This is a genomic window from Streptomyces sp. NBC_01092, assembly GCF_045039535.1.
GTDB lineage: Bacteria > Actinomycetota > Actinomycetes > Streptomycetales > Streptomycetaceae > Streptomyces.
This window is the reverse complement of the sequence record NZ_CP108659.1, coordinates 9091781-9108937: the sequence shown is the minus strand read 5'-3', so window position 1 is coordinate 9108937 and position 17157 is coordinate 9091781. Positions and strand designations below refer to the sequence as shown.

The following is a 17157-nucleotide window of genomic DNA, read 5'->3' as shown; positions in this document are numbered from 1 at the left end:
CCTGCCGTGCCCGACGACACACGAGCACGGCAGCGCACGGGAACCGGCCTCGGATTCCTGCTGGCCCTGGTTCTCGCGGCCGTGCTGCTCACCGCCCTCCCGGACGACGGCGAACGGGAGGGCGGTGGCGCGTGCGCACCGCACTCGGTCGCGTCCTGGTCGGCGGACGAGGGCCTGACCGCCGAGTTCGCCCGCTACGGCGACGACCCGACCCGCACCGACGACTGGACCGGCGGCGACGGCACGCACTCGGTGCGGCTGCCGGACGGCCGGATGCTGTGGCTGTTCTCGGACACCTACCTCGGGCAGGTGCACGCGCCGCCCAACCCGTTCGGCGAGTCCTACACCTGGCGGGAGGCGTCCGCTCCCCTGGTGCGCAACTCGGCGGTCGTCATGCGCGACGGGCGTCTGCAGAGCACGCTCCCGGCTCCGCTGTTCCCCGATCCCGCCCCGAACCAGTGGCGCTGGCCGGTCGCAGCCCGCGTCGAGCCCCGCTCCCCCGGCTCCTCGGAGCGGGTGCTGCGGGTGCTGCTGTGGGTGCGCACGGCCGGGCAGTCACCGTGGATCTACGGCGTGCCGACCGCCACCGAGGTGGCCACGCTCTCGCTGCCGGAGCTGCGGGTCGAGTCGGTCGTGAGGGTCCTCGACCAGCAACTGGTGCCCGATCCCGCACGGCGGGTCCTGTTCGGGACGACCCTGGTCGAGGAGGACGGCTGGAGTTACGTCTTCGGCGGCGACGACGGTCAGGCGGCCTCCCGTCCGGTCTCGCACGCCTACGTCGCGCGCGTGCCGGAAGGGCGGCTCGCCGAGCCGGGGGCCTGGCAGTACTGGAACGGCTCCGCGTGGGCGAAGCCGGGGAAGCGGTGGCGACCGGTGCTGGGGGACGGGCAGGGCACGGGGGTCGGCAGCGCGTTCTCGGTGGCGCGGGTGCGGGGGACGTACCTGCTGTTCACCATGGCCGCCGGCACCGACGGGCTGACGAGTGTGACCTCGTACTGGGCCTGCTCGCCCGTCGGCCCGTGGCGCGGGCCGACGAAGGACTTCAGCCCGTCGCTGCCGCCGGGCGGCCAGGTCGCCGCCTACAACCCGCAGGTGCACCCCGAACTGAGCGGCGACGGCGCTCTGGTGCTGAGCTACGACGTCAACTGGCTCGACACCGGCAGCGCGGCGGCCCAGCTCAACCGGAACGTGTCCCTGTACCGACCGCGGTTCGTGACTCTGCGGGCGATGCCGACACGGTGATCGTCTCCTGGGCGTCGTGGGCGCGGCGCTTGGCGATGACCGCGCAGACCATCAGCTGCATCTGGTGGAAGAGCATCAGCGGCAGCACGGCCAGCGAGGCGTGCGCGCCGAACAGGACGCTCGCCATGGGCAGTCCGGCGGCCAGCGACTTCTTCGAGCCGGCGAACTGGATCGCGATGCGGTCCTCGCGGTTGAAGCGCAGGGCCTTGGCGCCGTACCAGGTCAGGGCGAGCATCACGGCCAGCAGCACCGCCTCGACGGCGAGCAGGCCGCCGAGCCGCAGCGGGCTCACCTGGTGCCAGATGCCCTGGACCATGCCCTCGCTGAACGCGGTGTAGACGACCAGCAGGATCGAGCCGCGGTCGACGAGCCCGAGGGCCTTCTTGTGCCGGGCGACGAAGTCTCCGATCCAGCGGCGCAGCACCTGCCCGGCGACGAACGGCACCAGCAGTTGCAGCACGATCTCGACCACCGAGTCGGCCGAGAAGCCCGCGCTGCTGCCGAGCACGGCCGCCGCGAGGAGCGGGGTGACGACGATGCCGGCCAGGGAGGAGAACGAACCCGCGCAGATCGCGGCGGGCACGTTGCCGCGGGCCATCGAGGTGAAGGCGATGGACGACTGGATGGTCGACGGGACAAGGGTGAGGAAGAGCAGGCCCTGGTAGAGCGGCTGGGTCAACAGCACCGGGACGAAGCCGCGGGCGGCCAGACCGAGCAGGGGGAAGATCAGGAAGGTGCAGGCCAGGACGGTGGCATGGAGCCGCCAGTGCTTCAGGCCGTCCATCGCCTCACGGGTGGACAGCCGGGCGCCGTAGAGGAAGAAGAGGAAGGCGATCGCGGCCGTGGAGGCACCGGACGCCACGTCGGCTCCCGTCCCGCGCGCCGGGATCAGAGCCGCGAGGCCCACCGTCCCGAGCAACAGCAGGATGTACGGGTCGATCGGCATCCAACGCGGCCATTGCAGGCGTTTCACTGTGCTCCACTACGTCGCTGTCAGCGTCGCTGAACTTCCGGTTCCGGGCACGGACGTGCCCTCTCCATCGTCCTCCGGCGGTCAGCGATCGGGAATCCCGCATACCACTCTGACTGTCATCACGTTCCGCGATGACAAAGGGGTAGCCTGGCGGCGTGTACGACCCCTCCCACCTTCGTACGTTCCTCGCGGTGGCCCAGACGCTGAGCTTCACGCAGGCCGCCCGCCGGCTGGGCCTGCGCCAGTCGACGGTCAGCCAGCATGTGCGGCGCCTGGAGGACGCCACCGGGCGGCCGCTGTTCACCCGGGACACCCACTCGGTGGAACTGACCGAGGACGGCGAGGCGATGCTCGGTTTCGCCCGCCGGATCCTGGAGGTGCACGAGCAGGCCACGGCGTTCTTCACCGGTACCCGGCTGCGGGGCCGGCTGCGCTTCGGCGCGTCCGAGGACTTCGTGCTGACCCGGCTGCCGGAGATCCTGGAGGGCTTCCGGTACGAACACCCCGAGGTCGACCTGGAGCTGACGGTCGAGCTCTCGGGCACTCTGCACGAGCAGCTCGCCGCCGGGAAACTGGACCTGGTGCTCGCGAAACGACGCCCCGAGGATCCGCACGGCGAACTGGTCTGGCACGACCGGCTGGTGTGGATCGGCGCGGAACGGCTCCGCCTGGAGCCGGACCGCCCGGTGCCGCTGATCGTCTATCCGCCGCCGGGGATCACTCGGGCGCTGGCGTTGGAGGCGCTGGAGCGGCAGGGCCGGGAGTGGCGGATCGTGTGCACGAGCGGCAGCCTGAACGGGCTGATCGCGGCGGCGCGGGCCGGGCTCGGGGTGATGGCGCACTCTCGGGGGCTGATTCCGCCGGGGCTGGTGCGGGTGCCGGAACGGTCCGGGCTGCCGGGACTGGGGCGGGTGGACTTCGTGCTGGTGCACGGGCGGCGACGGACGGCGGCTCAAGGGGCCGCGGATGCGTTGGCGGCGGCGATCCTGGCGGGTGGGGATCGGCTGCACCGGCGGTGAGTGCTCCGGGCGCTTCAGCGCGGCGGGATCTGATACGTCAGCTGCTTCACGCGCCGTAGGAACACCGACGACTCCACGTGCTGCACCCCGTCCAGCTGCCCGAGCGGGCCGCTCAGGTACGCGTACAGGTCCGCCGTGTTCCGCACCACCGCCGTCGCCACGATGCTGCACGGGCCCGCGATCGCCGCGGCGTGGGCGATCTCGTCGTGGGCGGCGAGGGCCTTGCCGACCGCGCTCAGAGCGGCCGGTGTGGTGGTGATCCACAGGACGGCGGCGATCGGAAAGCCGATGGTCTCCGAGTGGTACTCCACGTCGACGTACACCGCCCCGGACGCCAGCAGCGCGGCGAGACGGCGCTTGACCGCGGACTCCGAGCGGCCGGTGGCGCGCTGGAGCTCCGGGTAGCCGGCGCGTCCGTCGCGTTCCAGGACGGCCACGAGAGGCTCGTCCTCCGGGTCGATGCGGGCCGGTCCCGCGGCGCCGGGGGCGGGCCGCAGCGCGGCCTTCTGCTCGTCGGTGAGCACCCGGAACTTGCTGAGCCAGCCCGACGGCCCGCCGTAGAAGCGGTGCAGGATCTGGTAGGCCCTGATCTCCAGGACGCGCGGCGTGCGCGGCAGTTTGCCGAGCAGGAGGTCGTCGCGGTCGCCCGGGCTGCGCGGACGGGTGCCGAAGATGACCTCGGTGCCGCCGGAGGCGATGCCGATCCAGCTGGTGTCGGGCCGCTTGGCGAGCGCGTCCGCGATGGCCTGGGCGCTGTCCGGGACGCAGCGCAGCCGCAGCGTCCACTGGTCCTGCCCGAGGCGCACGGCGTCGCGCACGGCGACCACCCTGAGGCCGCCCTCGGCGCACAGGCGGCGGTAGCGGCGAGCCACGGTCTGGTCGGAGACACCGAGCACCTCCGCGAGCCGGGCGAACGACGCCCGGGAGTTGACCTCCAGCGCGTCGAGCAGTTGCAGATCGAGCTCGTCGAAGACGTCGGATTCCATCCTCACGACGGCATCTCCTGTCGGGTTCCGGCGTTTGGACGCCTCATGCAACCGTATTCGGCCGCTCGCGGCCCATCGTACGGACGCATACACAACTCGCACAGGAGGGGACGAAGACATGCGCACATGGGGGCCGCTCACGGCCGTGTGCCTGAGCACGTTCATGTTGTTGCTGGACGTGACGATCGCGATCGTCGCGCTGCCGGACATGGCTCGGGCGCTGGACGCGTCGCTGAGTGATCTGCAGTGGGTGATGGACGGGTACGCGCTGGCGCTGGCCGCGCTGCTGCTCGGGGTGGGGGCCGCGGCCGACGTGCTGGGGCGGCGGCGTGTCCATGTCGTGGGCGTGGTGGTGTTCGCGCTGGCGTCGCTGCTGTGCGGCGTCGCGACCGGGCCGGGGATGCTGGTCGCCGCCCGGGGGCTCCAGGGGATCGGCGCGGCGGCCATGTTCGCCACGACGCTGCCGCTGCTGGCCTCCGTCTACCAGGGCAAGCGGCGCTCGATCGCGCTCGGCGTGTGGGGTGCGGTCAGCGGGGCGGCGGCCGCGGTCGGTCCGATCGCCGGCGGGCTGCTCACCGACGGGCCGGGCTGGCGGTGGATCTTCTACGTCAATCTGCCGGTGAGCGTCGTCGCGGTGTGGCTGACGCTGCGGGTGGTGCCGGAGTCGCGGGGCGCTCGGGGCCGTCGTATCGACTGGGCGGGCACGGTGACGTTCGCGGCGTTCGCGGGGGCCTTGACCTACGGAGCCGTGCGGGCCGGCAGCCATGGGTGGGGCGAGACCGGGACCCTCGCGTGGTTCGGCGGGGCGGCCTCGGCGCTGGTCTGCTTCGTCGTCGTCGAGCGGCGGGTCGCCGATCCGCTGCTGGATCCGCGGCTGTTCCTGCGGCCCGCGTTCTCGGGGGTGATGGCGGGTGGGCTCGCCTTCAACGCGGCGGCGTTCGGTGCCATGGCGTACACCTCGATCTGGTTGCAGACGCTCCTCGGGATGAGCCCGGTGCGCGGCGGTGCGGTGTTCCTGTGGCTGTCGCTGGCGTCGTTCGTGGTCGCGGCGGTCGGCGGGCGGCTGCTGCACGGGGTGCCGGCGCGGCTCACCATCGGGGGCGGGCTGCTGCTGATCGGCGCGGGCCAGTACTGCATGGCGGCCCTGGACGCCGGGTCGACGGCGAGCGCCCTGATACCGGGGCTGGTGCTGGTGGGCGTCGGTACGGGGCTGGTGTCGCCCGGCATCGCGGGGGCCGCGCTGGCCGCCGTACCGCCGGAGCGGGCGGGCATGGCGGGCGGTGCGGTGAACACCTTCCGGCAGCTCGGGTACGCGCTCGGCATCGCGCTCTACGGCACCGTGCTCACGTCCCGCATGCGGGACACGCTGCCCGAGGAGGCGGCCCATGCCCTCGCGGGCGGCGGCGCCGGTGCGCTGCGGGGCACCTTCGGCGAGGAGACGCTGCGCGCGGCCTTCGCCGACGGGCTGAACTCGGTCGCGGTGGCGGCGTGGGCGACGGCGGCCGTGGCCGGGGTGCTGGTGCTCGTCCTGGTCAGGAGGCCGGCCGTGACCAAGACCTCAGTGACGGGTTCGGCCACTCGTGCGCTTACAGAGGAGACGACGGCACGCCGGGGATGACATGATCGAAAGGACCCCTACCCGGTAATCGGGTCGTACAGATTCGGTGGAGATTACGGGTCCGAAACTTACTCAACCGTCAGTTTTCTGTCCGACCCTTCCCCATGTGAGCGCATTTTCCTGCGCTGACCTGTGCGTACCTGAGCCTCGCTCGGCTTCCTACCCCCTCCCGCCCTCACGGCGGGTGGGGTAGCTTTCACGGCGCTGAGCGGAGCTTTTCAGCCGAGGCATTCGGAGCGGGGAGCGGGGTTTGCGCGAGTTCACCAACCCTCCGTTGGCGTTGGCACCGCCGGTGGGCGGCCTGGCCGACGTCGTCTTCCAGCATGCCCAGGAGGACCCGCTGTATGTCGTCCTGGGCCGCAAGGACGAGGACGGCCACTGGCGGGACGTCACCGCCGCCGAGTTCCGCGACGAGGTCCTGGCCCTGGCCAAGGGCCTGCTGGCCCGGGGCATCCGGTTCGGCGACCGGGTCGCGATCATGGCCCGCACACGCTACGAGTGGACGCTCTTCGACTTCGCGCTGTGGACGATCGGCGCGCAGGTGGTGCCGATCTATCCCACCTCCTCGGCCGAGCAGTGCTTCTGGATGCTGTACGACGCCGAGTGCTCGGCCGCGATCGTCGAGCACGAGGACCACGCCATGACGATCGCGACCGTCATCGACCGGCTGCCTCAGCTGCACCAGCTGTGGCAGCTGGACTCGGGCGCGGTGCAGGAGCTGTACGACGCCGGCGCCCACCTCGATGACGACGTTGTCCACCGCCATCGGCAGGCCGTCACGCCGGACTCGACCGCCACCGTCATCTACACCTCCGGCACCACGGGGCGTCCCAAGGGCTGCGTCATCTCGCACGGCAACTTCATGTACGAGGCGGACACCGTCATCGAACGCTGGGAGCCGGTCTTCCACTCCAAGAAGGGCGACGAGGCGGCGACCCTGCTGTTCCTGCCGCTCGCGCACGTCTTCGGGCGGATGGTGCAGGTCGCGGCGATCCGCGGCCGGGTCCGTTTCGGCCACCAGCCGCAGATGAACGCGGCCGCCCTGCTGCCGGACCTCGCCGCGTTCAAGCCGACCTTCTTCCTCGCCGTGCCGTACATCTTCGAGAAGGTCTTCAACGCCGCCCGCCGCAAGGCCGAGAAGGAGGGGCGGTCCGGCCCCTTCGAGAAGGCCGTCGAGGTCGCCGTCAAGTACGCGGACGCCGTGGAGGCCAGGGCGTGGGGCATCGGGCCCGGCCCGTCGGCGGGCCTGCGCATGCAGCACCAGCTGTTCGACAAACTCGTCTACTCCAAGATGCGGGCGGCGATGGGCGGCCGCATCCGGCAGGCGATGTCCGGCGGTTCGGCGATGGACCGGCGCCTCGGGCTGTTCTTCGCGGGCGCGGGCGTGCACATCTACGAGGGCTACGGCCTCACCGAGTCCACGGCGGCGGCGACCGCGAACCCGCCCGGACGCACCCGCTACGGCACCGTCGGACAGCCCATCCCCGGCATGACCGTGCACATCGCGGACGACAGCGAGATCTGGCTGCACGGCGCCAACATCTTCCAGGGCTACCTCAACAACCCGAAGGCCACCGACCAGGCCCTGCACGACGGCTGGCTGGCCACCGGTGACCTGGGCTCCCTCGACGAGGACGGCTACCTCACCATCACCGGCCGCAAGAAGGAGATCCTGGTCACCTCCGGCGGCAAGAGCGTCTCGCCGGGAGTTCTGGAGGAGCGCGTCCGGGACCATCCGCTGGTCTCGCAGTGCATCGTCGTCGGCAACGACCGCCCGTACATCGCCGCCCTGGTCACGCTCGACCAGGAGGCCGTGGAGCACTGGCTGATGATGCGCGACAAGCCCCAGCTGACGCCGGCCCAGCTGGTGCGCGATCCCGACCTGGAGACCGAGGTGCGGCGCGCGGTCGTCGCCGCCAACACCCTGGTCTCCCAGGCCGAGTCGATCCGTACCTTCCGTATCCTCGCCCAGCCGTTCACCGAGGAGCACGGGCTGCTCACGCCGTCGCTGAAGCTGAAGCGCAAGGCGATCGAGAACGCGTACTCGGGCGAGGTCGAGGCGCTCTACCAGGCCTGAGCGAGCGCCGGGCCGGTCAGCCGATGGTCACGCGGAGGACCTTGTCCGAGCCGGCCGGCTCACCGCCGTTGTTGTCGCAGTTGGTCGTCGACAGCCACAGCTGGTCGGCGCCCGGCACCTTGCTGACCGTGCGCAGCCTGCCGTAGCTCCCGACGTAGTACGCGCTCGCCGCACCGACGTTCTCGGTGTCGCCGTCGATCGGGATGCGCCACAGGCGTTCGCCGCGCAGGGCGGCCATGTAGACGACGTTGCCGACGATGGCGATGCCGCTCGGGGACGCCTCGGAGACGGGCCAGGTCTTCTTCGGGTTGGTCATGCCGGTCACGGAGCAGGTGCCCTCGCAGGTGGGCCAGCCGTAGTTGGCGCCCGGCTTGACGAGGTTGAGCTCGTCGTAGGCGCTGTTGCCGAACTCCGCCTCCCACAGCCGGCCGCCCCGGTCGAAGGCGAGGCCCTGGGGGTTGCGGTGGCCCAGGGAGTAGACGTGGTTGCCGAAGGGGTTGCCGGGGGCGGGCGCGCCGTCGGTCGTCAGGCGCAGGATCTTGCCGTTGAGGGAGTTCCTGTCCTGGGCGAGTGCGGCGCTCTGGGCGTCGCCCGTGGAGGCGTAGAGGTAGCCGTCCGGGCCGAAGGCGAGGCGGCCGCCGTTGTGGTAGCGGTTCTTCTTGATGCCCTGGAGCAGGATCGTGTAGCCGCTCAGGCTGCTGCCGTCGTAGGTCATGCGCGCGATGCGGTTGCCCTCGGCGGCCGTGTGCATGAAGTACACGCGGTGGTTGGTGCCCCAGTCGGGGTCGACGGCCACGCCGAGCAGCCCGCCCTCACCGCCGGTGGTGACGACATTCGGCACACTGCCGACCTGGGTCCTGGTGCCCTCCTTGGTCAGCCTGAACACCTTGAAGGTGTCGCGCTCGGTGAGCAGGGCACTGGCGCCGTCGGGCATCCACTCCGTGCCCCAGGGGATGGTCCAGCCGGTCGACAGCGTGTCTATGGAGGAGGGCACGCCGCCGTCCGCGGCGCCGCTGCGGAGGTCGTACGCCGCGTCGGCGGCACGGGACGGCGGGGCTGCGGTGAGAAGGGACAACAGCAGGCCGGACAGGGCGGTGAGGAGTACGCCGGTGTGGGGACGGCGTCTGGCGGTGCTGAGGTACATGGGGGCCACCTCCAAGTGGTGGGGGGAGGTCGAGCGGGCAGGGCTCAGACGAGTTGGTAGCCGCGGAGGTTCCTGAGCAGCAGGTGGCAGTCCTGGAGGGAGCCCGAAGTGTCGCCGAGGCTGCGGTAGATGCCCCACTTGGGGCGCACCCGGTCGGCCAGGAAGGTGTCGACGCCGCTGCGCGACTTGTCGATCAGCGTGGTGCCGGCGCTCTTGAGGATCCAGCGCACCGAGCCGGACGAGCCGTCGCCGACCTTGATCTGGAAGTCGACGTCGGTCCAGGTGTCGTGCAGCGGGCCCAGGGAGGTGCGGCCGATGAGGGTGCCCGAGATGGGCAGTTGGAGTTCGATGGTCTGGGCGCCGTTCACCCGGCGCAGCGACTGCACGACGATCGGCGAGGAGCCGGTGCCGGGCTGCTTCATCTGCATGATGTGCGTGAAGGTGGTCGTGGCCTTCAGCGAGCTAGGGATGTACATGGAGTACGTCACCCGCCAGGTCTGGCCCGGCAGCCACTTCAGATAGCCGGAGGACGTGCGCAGTCCGGTGACCTCCTGGCGCTGGCGGTCGGTACTGGTGTCCCGGTCCACCGTGTGCATGGTGAAGCGCCAGTTGTCGCCGTCCGGGCGGATGTGCGGCTGCCCCGCAGGGTGCGAGTCGGCGCGGTCGTCCTCCAGCGTCTCGAAGGCGCGCAGGCCGTCGGAGCTCGCGGAGGGGGACCACTTCAGCTGCCAGGACGCGGCGCTCGCGGGGGTGGCGGGCAGACCGACGGTGGCGCCGACCGCGCCGCCGAGGGCCGCGCCGAGCAGGGTTCTACGGCTGCTGCTCAAGACTGCTCCTTCGGGGTGAGGGTGAGGGTGACGCGTTCACATCCGTGCACCAGGTTCATCAACACGTTCGTAGCGCGATACAGAGTCGCGGCATGACGGTCCACGGTCAATGGTCCGGACCGATGACGTCGGATGCGTTTCCGGCCAATCTCGCCGCACCGCAACTGATCCGCCGGTCAGTTGCAGGAGTTCCCGCGACGGATTCCACCGTCAGGAATGCATGGCGACCCGTGATCGTTGACGATGTGAGTACAACCTGACGACAACCGTAAGGATCAAGAGCTCGTGAGCAGCAAGGTCCCCCCGATCATCCTCAACAACGGCGTCGAGATGCCCCAGCTGGGCTTCGGCGTCTGGCAGGTGCCGGACGACGAGGCGGCGAAGGCGGTCGGCACCGCGCTCGAGGCCGGGTACCGCAGCATCGACACAGCGGCGATCTACGGCAACGAGGAGGGCACCGGCCAGGCCATCGCCGCCTCCGGCGTCCCCCGCGAGGACATCTTCGTCACCACCAAGCTCTGGAACGGCGACCAGGGTTACGACAGCACCCTGCGCGCCTTCGACGAGTCACTGGAGAAGCTGGGCCTCGACTACGTCGACCTGTACCTCATCCACTGGCCGCTGCCCTCGCGCGGCAAGGCCGTCGACACCTACAAGGCGTTCGAGAAGCTGCACGCCGAGGGCCGCGCCCGCGCGATCGGCGTCTCCAACTTCCTTCCGGAGCACCTGGAGCGGCTGATCGGCGAGACGTCGGTCATTCCGGCGGTCAACCAGATCGAGTTGCACCCGCACCTTCAGCAGCACGCCTCCCGTGAGGTCCACGCCGAGCAGGGCATCGCCACCGAGGCCTGGTCGCCGCTCGGCCAGGGCAAGGGCCTGCTGGAGGTCCCGGCGATCGTCGCCATCGCACAGAAGCACGGCCGCACCCCGGCCCAGATCGTGCTGCGCTGGCACCTCCAGATCGGCAACGTCGTGATCCCGAAGTCCGTGACGCCGTCGCGCATCAAGGAGAACATCGAGGTCTTCGACTTCAGCCTGGACGACGAGGACCTGGCGGCGATCAGCGCACTGAACGAGGACCGTCGGATCGGTCCGGACCCGGCGACGTTCGGCGGCTGAGGCCCGCGCGCCGGCGAGTCCCCCGCCACCGCACACCCGAACGCCCGCCGCTCGACCGAACGGCGGGCGGACGCGTACGTGGGGCCGCCCAGCAGGGGCCAACTCCCTTGCCGATACCGGCTTTTGGGGCCTCGGCCCGCCGCCCGCGCCCCGCGCCTCACTCGCCGCGCACGTCGGTGAAGACGACCTCGAACTCCTCCAGCCCGGTCACGGTCACATGCGCCTTGGCCGCGCCCTCGTGCCGGGCCGATGCCTGGGCCGAGCGGGACGCGGCCAGGGACGGCTGGTCGACGAAGATCACCCCGACCATGCCGCGCCCCCGCTCCCGGTCGACCAGCAGGGAGGCCCTGGCCAGACCTTGAAGGGTTTCGAGTCGGGGCACCACCGTCGCCCGGAACGTGTCGGCGAGCAGGTCGGTGTCCATGGGGTCGAACTCCAGCCTGGTGAGCCGCAGTCCGCCGCCCGCCTGCGGCTGCCGCGCCTGATGGAAGACCAGCGCCTCGAAGTTGTCGACCGACAGCGTCCCCGCGAACGGGTCGAGCATCGCCGCCCGCCGCTCCCGCAGCACCTCGTCGCTGTTGCGCCGGGCCCGCTCCGACTCCCACCAGCTGGCCGCGAGCAGTTTCCCGAGCGTGCGGTCCACGAAGACGCTCGCTCCGCGGTATCCCGGACGGTCCTCCAGCAGGTCCCGCCCCTCTGTGTTCATCGCCCTGATGGCCGTGTCGATCTTCGTGGGATCGCCGGTCGTGTAGATGGCCCGTACGAACATGGCACCTCCCGAAAACCCGGTCACGCATCCGACATCTTCGGCATGTCCAGTGTTCTACCGGCGTGATGGCGCCGCAATCAGCACCCGCGGACCCGAGGTCACGCGCCAGGTCTTGACGGGGTCACGTAAAGAGGGCCACCTTGTACGGCACCCGATAAGGAAACTTTCCTAACAGAAGAACTTCCTGACAGAAGGGTCCCCCACAGTGCGCATCCGAACACTGACCCTGGCCGCGGCCTCCGGCGCCGCACTGCTCGGCGCCGGTCTGCTCCCCACGACCGCCTCCGGCCACCCGCAACCGCCCTCGCTCCGGGAGGGGTCGGTCAGCGCGGCCGACCTGCTCGCGAAGGTGACGTCCTGCTCGCAGATCTCGAACGGCAAATACCGCACCGACGAGGAGACGTCGGCCACCATCCCGGTCTGCGGCAAGAACGGCGCCGTCTTCTGGAAGGCCGACATGGACATCGACTGCGACGGCCAGCGCACCGCCAAGTGCAACGAGGACACCGACCCCTGGTTCCTGCCCGACACCGCGTTCCACCAGTCCGACGGCAAACCCCTGCGCTCCGACACGCTGCCCTACGTCGTCGTCCCCAGCATCAGCGGCACCTGGAACTACTCGGCGGCCGGCATCAAGGGCGGCGGGGTCGTCGCAGTCATCCGCGGCAACCAGGTCCTGTACGCCGTTGTCGGCGACACCGGCCCCGAGAAGATCATCGGCGAGGCCTCCTACTCCGCCGCCGAGAGGCTCGGGATCGACCCCGACCCGGAGACCGGCGGCACCGACTCCGGCGTCACGTACATCCTCTTCAAGAACTCCAAGGTCTCGCCCATCGAGAACCACAGCGCGGCGGTCACGCTGGGCGAGCGGCTGGCGAAGGAGTTCATACAGAACAACTGAGGCCGGGCATGCGTCAGTTGGGCTGTCCGATCGGTCGTACGACGACGGTGTTCACATCCACGCCGTCGGGCTGCCGGACGGCCCACACGACCGAGTCGGCGATCTGGTCGGCGGTCAGCAGATGCCCCGGCGGGAGGCTGCCGTAGCTGTCCCAGAACGGCGTCTCCACCCGGCCGGGCGCGATATGGGTCACGCCCACACCCCAGTCGGTGACCTGCCGCCGGGTGTTCTCGGCGAGCCCGGTCACCGCCCACTTCGTCGCCCCGTAGATGTTGCCCGGCCCGGGCACGAACCCGGCGACACTGCCGACCAGGACGATCCGGCCGCGGGTCTCCTTCAGGGCGTCGATGGAGGCGCGGATCAGCAGGGCGGGACCGAGGACGTTGGTCAGCACCATCTCCTTCCACCCCTCGGGGTCGCCCTCGGCGACGGAGTCGTGGGTGGCGAACCCGGCGTTGGCGACGACCGTGTCCAGTCGGCCGAACGCCTTCAGCGTCGCGTCGACCGCCGCCTGTACGTCGGCGTACTCGGCGGCGTTCCCGACGACTGTCAACAGTCCTTCCGGTTCACCGAGCTGCTCGGCGAACGCCCGCAACCGCGCCTCGCCGCGGCCGGTGACGGTGACCCGGTGCCCGGCGTCCAGCAGTTGCCGTGCGACGGCGGCGCCGATGCCGCTGCCGCCGCCGGTGATGAGTGCGACCGGAGAGTCGGTCATGGTGATTCCCCCTGTGATGCGGTCTGTGAACCCGGTTCGGACGACAGGGAGTCCATCACTTGGAGAGCTCTCTAAGTCAAGCCCCGCCGCCGGCCCGCGTCCGCGCTGTCACCTCGTCCGGACCGCCGTGTACACCGTCTGCGCCGCCAGCACGAACAGGTCGGGGCGGTGGTGCACGCTCGCCTTGTCGTCCGGGTCGAGAAGGCGGTCGAGGGCCGCGCGGTCGTCGGCGTCGAGTTGGTCGCCGATGCCGTCGCGGGTTCGGGTGAGGGAGGCGGCGACGTAGGCGCGGGCGCGGTCCGTGGTCGGGGCGGGCAGGTCGAGGAGGAAGGTGCGGGTGCCGCTGGGCCTGAGGCCGGCGGCGGCGAGCAGCGCGGGCCAGTCCTCGGTCTCGGCGACGGAGCCGGGGAGCTCGGCCCTCATCCGCGCGAACCACTCCGCCTCCAGCACGTCGAGCCGCGCCTGCAGTCCCGGCCGCCCGAAGCCGATGTCCCGCGGCAGGAACCGCGCCGGCAGACCGCCCTCCTGGAGGGCCAGCGTGCCGCCGTAGGCCAGTCGCGCGGCGAACGCGGTGAGGCCGGCGCGCTGGTCGCCGAGGTGGTGCAGGCTGCGGCCGGCCCACAGCAGATCCACCGGATACTCCAACTCGTCGAGGACGCCGGGGAGTTCACCGGTCAGCGTGCCGAAGCGGTCGGCGACACCGAGCCGCTCGGCCCGTGTCTGGGCGCGCTCCAGGAGCGGCTCGGACCCGTCGACGGCGACGACACGGGCGCCGGGGAAGGTGTCGGCGAGCAGACAGGCGACGACGCCGGGGCCGCTGCCCGCGTCGACGATCAGCCCCGGCTCGGTCTGGCGCTTGCCCAGCCAGGCCATGGCGTGCTCGTACAGGGGCATGAACAGCTCCGCCTGCGCCTCCAGCAGCGGGCCCATCTCGCTCCAGTCGATGTCGGAGTGATCATGGGAGTGGGCGTGATGGTGGCCCTGCTGGTGGTCGTCCCGGTGGTGCCGGTGGTCCTCGTGCGCCATGGTGGTCAGCCTCTCGTCCGCTTGCCGCCAGCCTGCTCCCCCGCACCGCCCCGGGGCCACTGTCCTTGCCGTGGCGGCAAAAACGGGGCAAAGAAAATGGGATGCGGCGGCGGGCAACGGTCGCCCACCATGGCCCGATGGACGACGAGATGGTGGAGCGCTTCCTCGAGGACGGGTTCGTGAAGATCGAGGGCGCTTTTCCGCCACGCGTCGCCGAGCACTGCGCCCGGCTGCTGTGGCGGGAGACGGGGTACGACCCTCAGGACCCGGGGACCTGGAAGGACCCGGTGCACTGGGTGTACGACATGGCGCAGGGCCCGTTCGCGGCCGCCGTGAACACGCCCGTCCTGCACGAGGCCTTCGATGTGCTGGTGGGTGACGGCCGCTGGCAGTCGCGCTACTCGCTGGGCAGCTTCCCGTTGCGGTTCCCGCACGAGGAGGAGCCGGACGACGCGGGCTGGCACATCGAGGGCAGCTATGTGCCCGAGGGCGCCGAGCACCCGCACACGAATGTGCACTCGAAGGGCCGAGCGCTGCTGATGCTGTTCCTGTTCAGCGAGGTCACCGAGGACAACGCCCCGACCCGCATCCGGGCCGGCTCACATCTCGACGTACCCCCGGTCCTGGCCCCGTACGGCGAGGCCGGCGCCTCCTTCCTGGAGCTCGGCCCGAAGGTCGCCGAGGCCAGCGCCCACCGCCCACTCGCCTACGCCACCGGCCACCCCGGCGACGTCTACCTCTGCCACCCCTTCCTGGTCCACGCGGCCCAGCCCCACCACGGCACCCACCCACGCTTCATGGCCCAGCCGCCGCTGCACCCGGCGCAGCCGTTGGAGCTGGAGCGGGCCGACGGAAACTACTCGGCGGTGGAGTTCGCGATCCGCCGGGGCCTGGCCCAGGAGAACTGACCAGACCCCGGCGACTACCGCGCCCCTTCAGGGGCGCGGGGCTGCATCCATTTGCGGCTCCGCCGCGTGGGCGCGACCAGCCACGACGGACCCGCAGTCCCCATTCAAGGCACTACGACAACGGCGGGTAGGCGTTCTGCATCAACTGCTGGAACTGCGCCGAGAACCAGTGCCCCGACAGCGGAGCGCCCGGCAGCGCACCGGACAGGTTGTTGCCGTTGCGCGGGTTGCCCGTGTAGGTCGGGTCGCACATCCGGTCGAAGCCCTTGCCCTCGTCGTTCGGGATCGCGCTACTGGAACCGTCGGACTCCCCCGGCGGCTTCATCCAGACATACGCGTCGATCCCGGCCGCCGGACTGGCCTGCGGACGCTCACCGAGCCCGGCGCCGGACTGGTTGCACCAGTTGCCGACGTGGATACGACGGTCGTAACGGCCGCCGTTGACATACGTGTCGACGTCGGTCGTCGCGCCCGGACCGGCCGGCCGTGCGCTGCCGCCCCAGCCGTTCCTCGACGTGTCGATCAGCATGCCGATGCCCGAGTTGAACCCGGTCGTGACCAGCTGGCCGCGGAAGGCCTGCGCGAAGGACAGCTCGTCGGTGTACCGGTTCCAGTCGACCCACTTCGACTCGCGGACGGACTTGCCGCCGACGGAGTCGTTGATGGTGAAGTTGTTCTCCTTCAGGGCGCTGTAGTTGGCCGTGTTGGCGATGAAGCCGTGCACGTCGTTGACGGTGGCGCCCTCGGAGGTGGCGGCCTCCTTCATCACGGTGGCGCTGGCGGCGAAGTTGTCGTCCCAGCCGATCCAGCCGTGGTGCCCGGCGTCGATGTAGTTGTAGACGTTGGCCACGTCACCGAGCTTGCCCAGCGCGTAGCCGACGCCCTTCTGGTAATTGCCGTTGGCCTTCATCACATCGCACTGCGGGGTGGCCGTCGGACGGCTGCCGGTGTTGGTGACCAGGTTCGGCAGCGAGTCGATCTCGATCGTGGTGACGATCCGCAGCGAGGCGTACTTCGGGTCGGCGAGGATCGCGGCGATCGGGTCGATGTACTCGGTCTTGTACCGGCCGAGCTCCGTCGGACCGAGCTCACCGTTGGAGGCGAGGGCGGCGCAGTCGCGGCCCGGCAGGTTGTAGATGACCAGCTGGACCACCAGTTCGCCGGAGCCCTTCTGGGTCAGGGCCTCGTCGAGGTGGGCGCGCAGGCCCATACGGCCGTTCACGCCGTTGATGGTGGCGATCCGGTCGAGCCAGACACCGGTCGGCTGGCCCGCGATCCGGCTGCCGCCCGGCTCGGCGGCGGCCTTCGCGGACCACTCGGGGTTCACGTACACCTTGGCGCCGGAGTACGGGTTGTCTACCCGCGGGCCGGTCGGGTCCGGTGGGTCGGTGGGGCCGCCACCGTCGTCGACGTTGCAGGTCACACCGTCGAGCGTGAAGGTGGCCGGGAGGGCGTTGGTGCCGCTGTAGGAGCCCTGGAAGCCGAAGCTGACCGAACCGCCGGTCGCAAGCGTGCCGTTGTACGTCTCGTTGCCCGCCGTGACGTCGGCGCCGCTCTGGCTGATCTTCGCGTTCCAGCCGTTCGTGACCTTCTGGTTTCCGGCGTACGACCACTTCGCCGCCCAACTCGCCTTGGCGGCGCCCTGGTTGATCACGGTGACGGCGGCGGTGAAGCCGGTGTCCCACTGGTTCTGCACCTTGTAGTCGACGGTGCAGGGGACGGCGGCCGCGCCGATTCCGCCGGGGTCAGCGGCGAGCGCGGTACCGGAGGCCCCGGCGACCAGCGCCAGGGCGGCGAGCATCGCTGTTCTGGTACGACTCATGAGTGCGGGTT

Annotated in this window: 15 protein-coding genes; 7 read left to right on the top strand and 8 right to left on the bottom strand. The window is 70.7% G+C overall.

Going from position 1 to position 17157, the window contains the following annotated elements:
- Window positions 1-6 precede the first annotated feature (6 nt).
- Window positions 7-1242: a DUF4185 domain-containing protein gene (locus tag OG254_RS41245; protein WP_405592560.1), complete on the top strand. Its 1236-nt coding sequence runs from the start codon at window positions 7-9 to the stop codon at window positions 1240-1242.
- On the opposite strand, the gene OG254_RS41240 is transcribed toward OG254_RS41245, so the two are convergent.
- Window positions 1178-2188, bottom strand: a complete 1011-nt coding sequence (locus tag OG254_RS41240; protein WP_405592558.1) for a bile acid:sodium symporter family protein — start codon at window positions 2186-2188, stop codon at window positions 1178-1180. The genes OG254_RS41245 and OG254_RS41240 overlap by 65 nt on opposite strands.
- Window positions 2189-2370: 182 nt before the next feature.
- Here OG254_RS41240 and OG254_RS41235 point away from each other — a divergent pair, with 182 nt between their 5' ends.
- Window positions 2371-3234, top strand: a complete 864-nt coding sequence (locus OG254_RS41235) for a LysR substrate-binding domain-containing protein (protein ID WP_405592556.1) — start codon at window positions 2371-2373, stop codon at window positions 3232-3234.
- Window positions 3235-3248: 14 nt separating this feature from the next.
- Here OG254_RS41235 and OG254_RS41230 read toward each other — a convergent pair whose 3' ends face one another.
- A complete protein-coding gene (locus tag OG254_RS41230) occupies window positions 3249-4220 on the bottom strand; it encodes an Lrp/AsnC family transcriptional regulator (RefSeq protein WP_405595496.1) in 972 nt (323 codons plus the stop codon).
- 118 nt (window positions 4221-4338) lie between these two features.
- Here OG254_RS41230 and OG254_RS41225 point away from each other — a divergent pair, with 118 nt between their 5' ends.
- Window positions 4339-5838, top strand: coding sequence for an MFS transporter (locus OG254_RS41225; RefSeq protein ID WP_405592554.1), 1500 nt, complete (start codon window positions 4339-4341; stop codon window positions 5836-5838).
- Window positions 5839-6088: 250 nt separating this feature from the next.
- A complete protein-coding gene (locus tag OG254_RS41220; RefSeq protein WP_351193743.1) occupies window positions 6089-7915 on the top strand; it encodes an AMP-dependent synthetase/ligase in 1827 nt (608 codons plus the stop codon).
- Between the two features lie 16 nt (window positions 7916-7931).
- Here the strand turns inward: OG254_RS41220 and OG254_RS41215 are convergent, their stop codons facing one another.
- Complete coding sequence (locus OG254_RS41215) at window positions 7932-9059, bottom strand: PQQ-dependent sugar dehydrogenase (RefSeq protein WP_405592552.1); 1128 nt, start codon at window positions 9057-9059, stop codon at window positions 7932-7934.
- A gap of 44 nt (window positions 9060-9103) precedes the next feature.
- A complete protein-coding gene (locus OG254_RS41210) occupies window positions 9104-9886 on the bottom strand; it encodes a Tat pathway signal sequence domain protein (RefSeq protein WP_405592550.1) in 783 nt (260 codons plus the stop codon).
- A gap of 285 nt (window positions 9887-10171) precedes the next feature.
- Between OG254_RS41210 and OG254_RS41205 the strand changes: the two genes are divergently transcribed.
- Window positions 10172-11005: an aldo/keto reductase gene (locus tag OG254_RS41205; RefSeq protein ID WP_405592548.1), complete on the top strand. Its 834-nt coding sequence runs from the start codon at window positions 10172-10174 to the stop codon at window positions 11003-11005.
- Between the two features lie 157 nt (window positions 11006-11162).
- On the opposite strand, the gene OG254_RS41200 is transcribed toward OG254_RS41205, so the two are convergent.
- Complete coding sequence (locus OG254_RS41200) at window positions 11163-11774, bottom strand: hypothetical protein (RefSeq protein WP_405592546.1); 612 nt, start codon at window positions 11772-11774, stop codon at window positions 11163-11165.
- Between the two features lie 205 nt (window positions 11775-11979).
- Here OG254_RS41200 and OG254_RS41195 point away from each other — a divergent pair, with 205 nt between their 5' ends.
- Complete coding sequence (locus tag OG254_RS41195) at window positions 11980-12675, top strand: glycoside hydrolase family 75 protein (RefSeq protein WP_405592544.1); 696 nt, start codon at window positions 11980-11982, stop codon at window positions 12673-12675.
- 13 nt (window positions 12676-12688) lie between these two features.
- Here the strand turns inward: OG254_RS41195 and OG254_RS41190 are convergent, their stop codons facing one another.
- Both OG254_RS41190 and OG254_RS41185 read right to left on the bottom strand, forming a co-directional pair.
- Window positions 12689-13390: an SDR family oxidoreductase gene (locus OG254_RS41190; RefSeq protein WP_405592542.1), complete on the bottom strand. Its 702-nt coding sequence runs from the start codon at window positions 13388-13390 to the stop codon at window positions 12689-12691.
- 108 nt (window positions 13391-13498) lie between these two features.
- On the bottom strand, window positions 13499-14416 hold the full coding sequence (locus OG254_RS41185; RefSeq protein ID WP_405592540.1) for a class I SAM-dependent methyltransferase: 918 nt from the start codon (window positions 14414-14416) through the stop codon (window positions 13499-13501).
- Between the two features lie 137 nt (window positions 14417-14553).
- Here OG254_RS41185 and OG254_RS41180 point away from each other — a divergent pair, with 137 nt between their 5' ends.
- Complete coding sequence (locus tag OG254_RS41180; protein ID WP_405592538.1) at window positions 14554-15324, top strand: phytanoyl-CoA dioxygenase family protein; 771 nt, start codon at window positions 14554-14556, stop codon at window positions 15322-15324.
- A gap of 112 nt (window positions 15325-15436) precedes the next feature.
- Here the strand turns inward: OG254_RS41180 and OG254_RS41175 are convergent, their stop codons facing one another.
- The gene (locus OG254_RS41175; RefSeq protein WP_405592536.1) at window positions 15437-17146 is read right to left on the bottom strand and encodes a glycoside hydrolase family 6 protein; all 1710 of its coding nucleotides are present in this window, start codon (window positions 17144-17146) and stop codon (window positions 15437-15439) included.
- Window positions 17147-17157 lie beyond the last annotated feature (11 nt).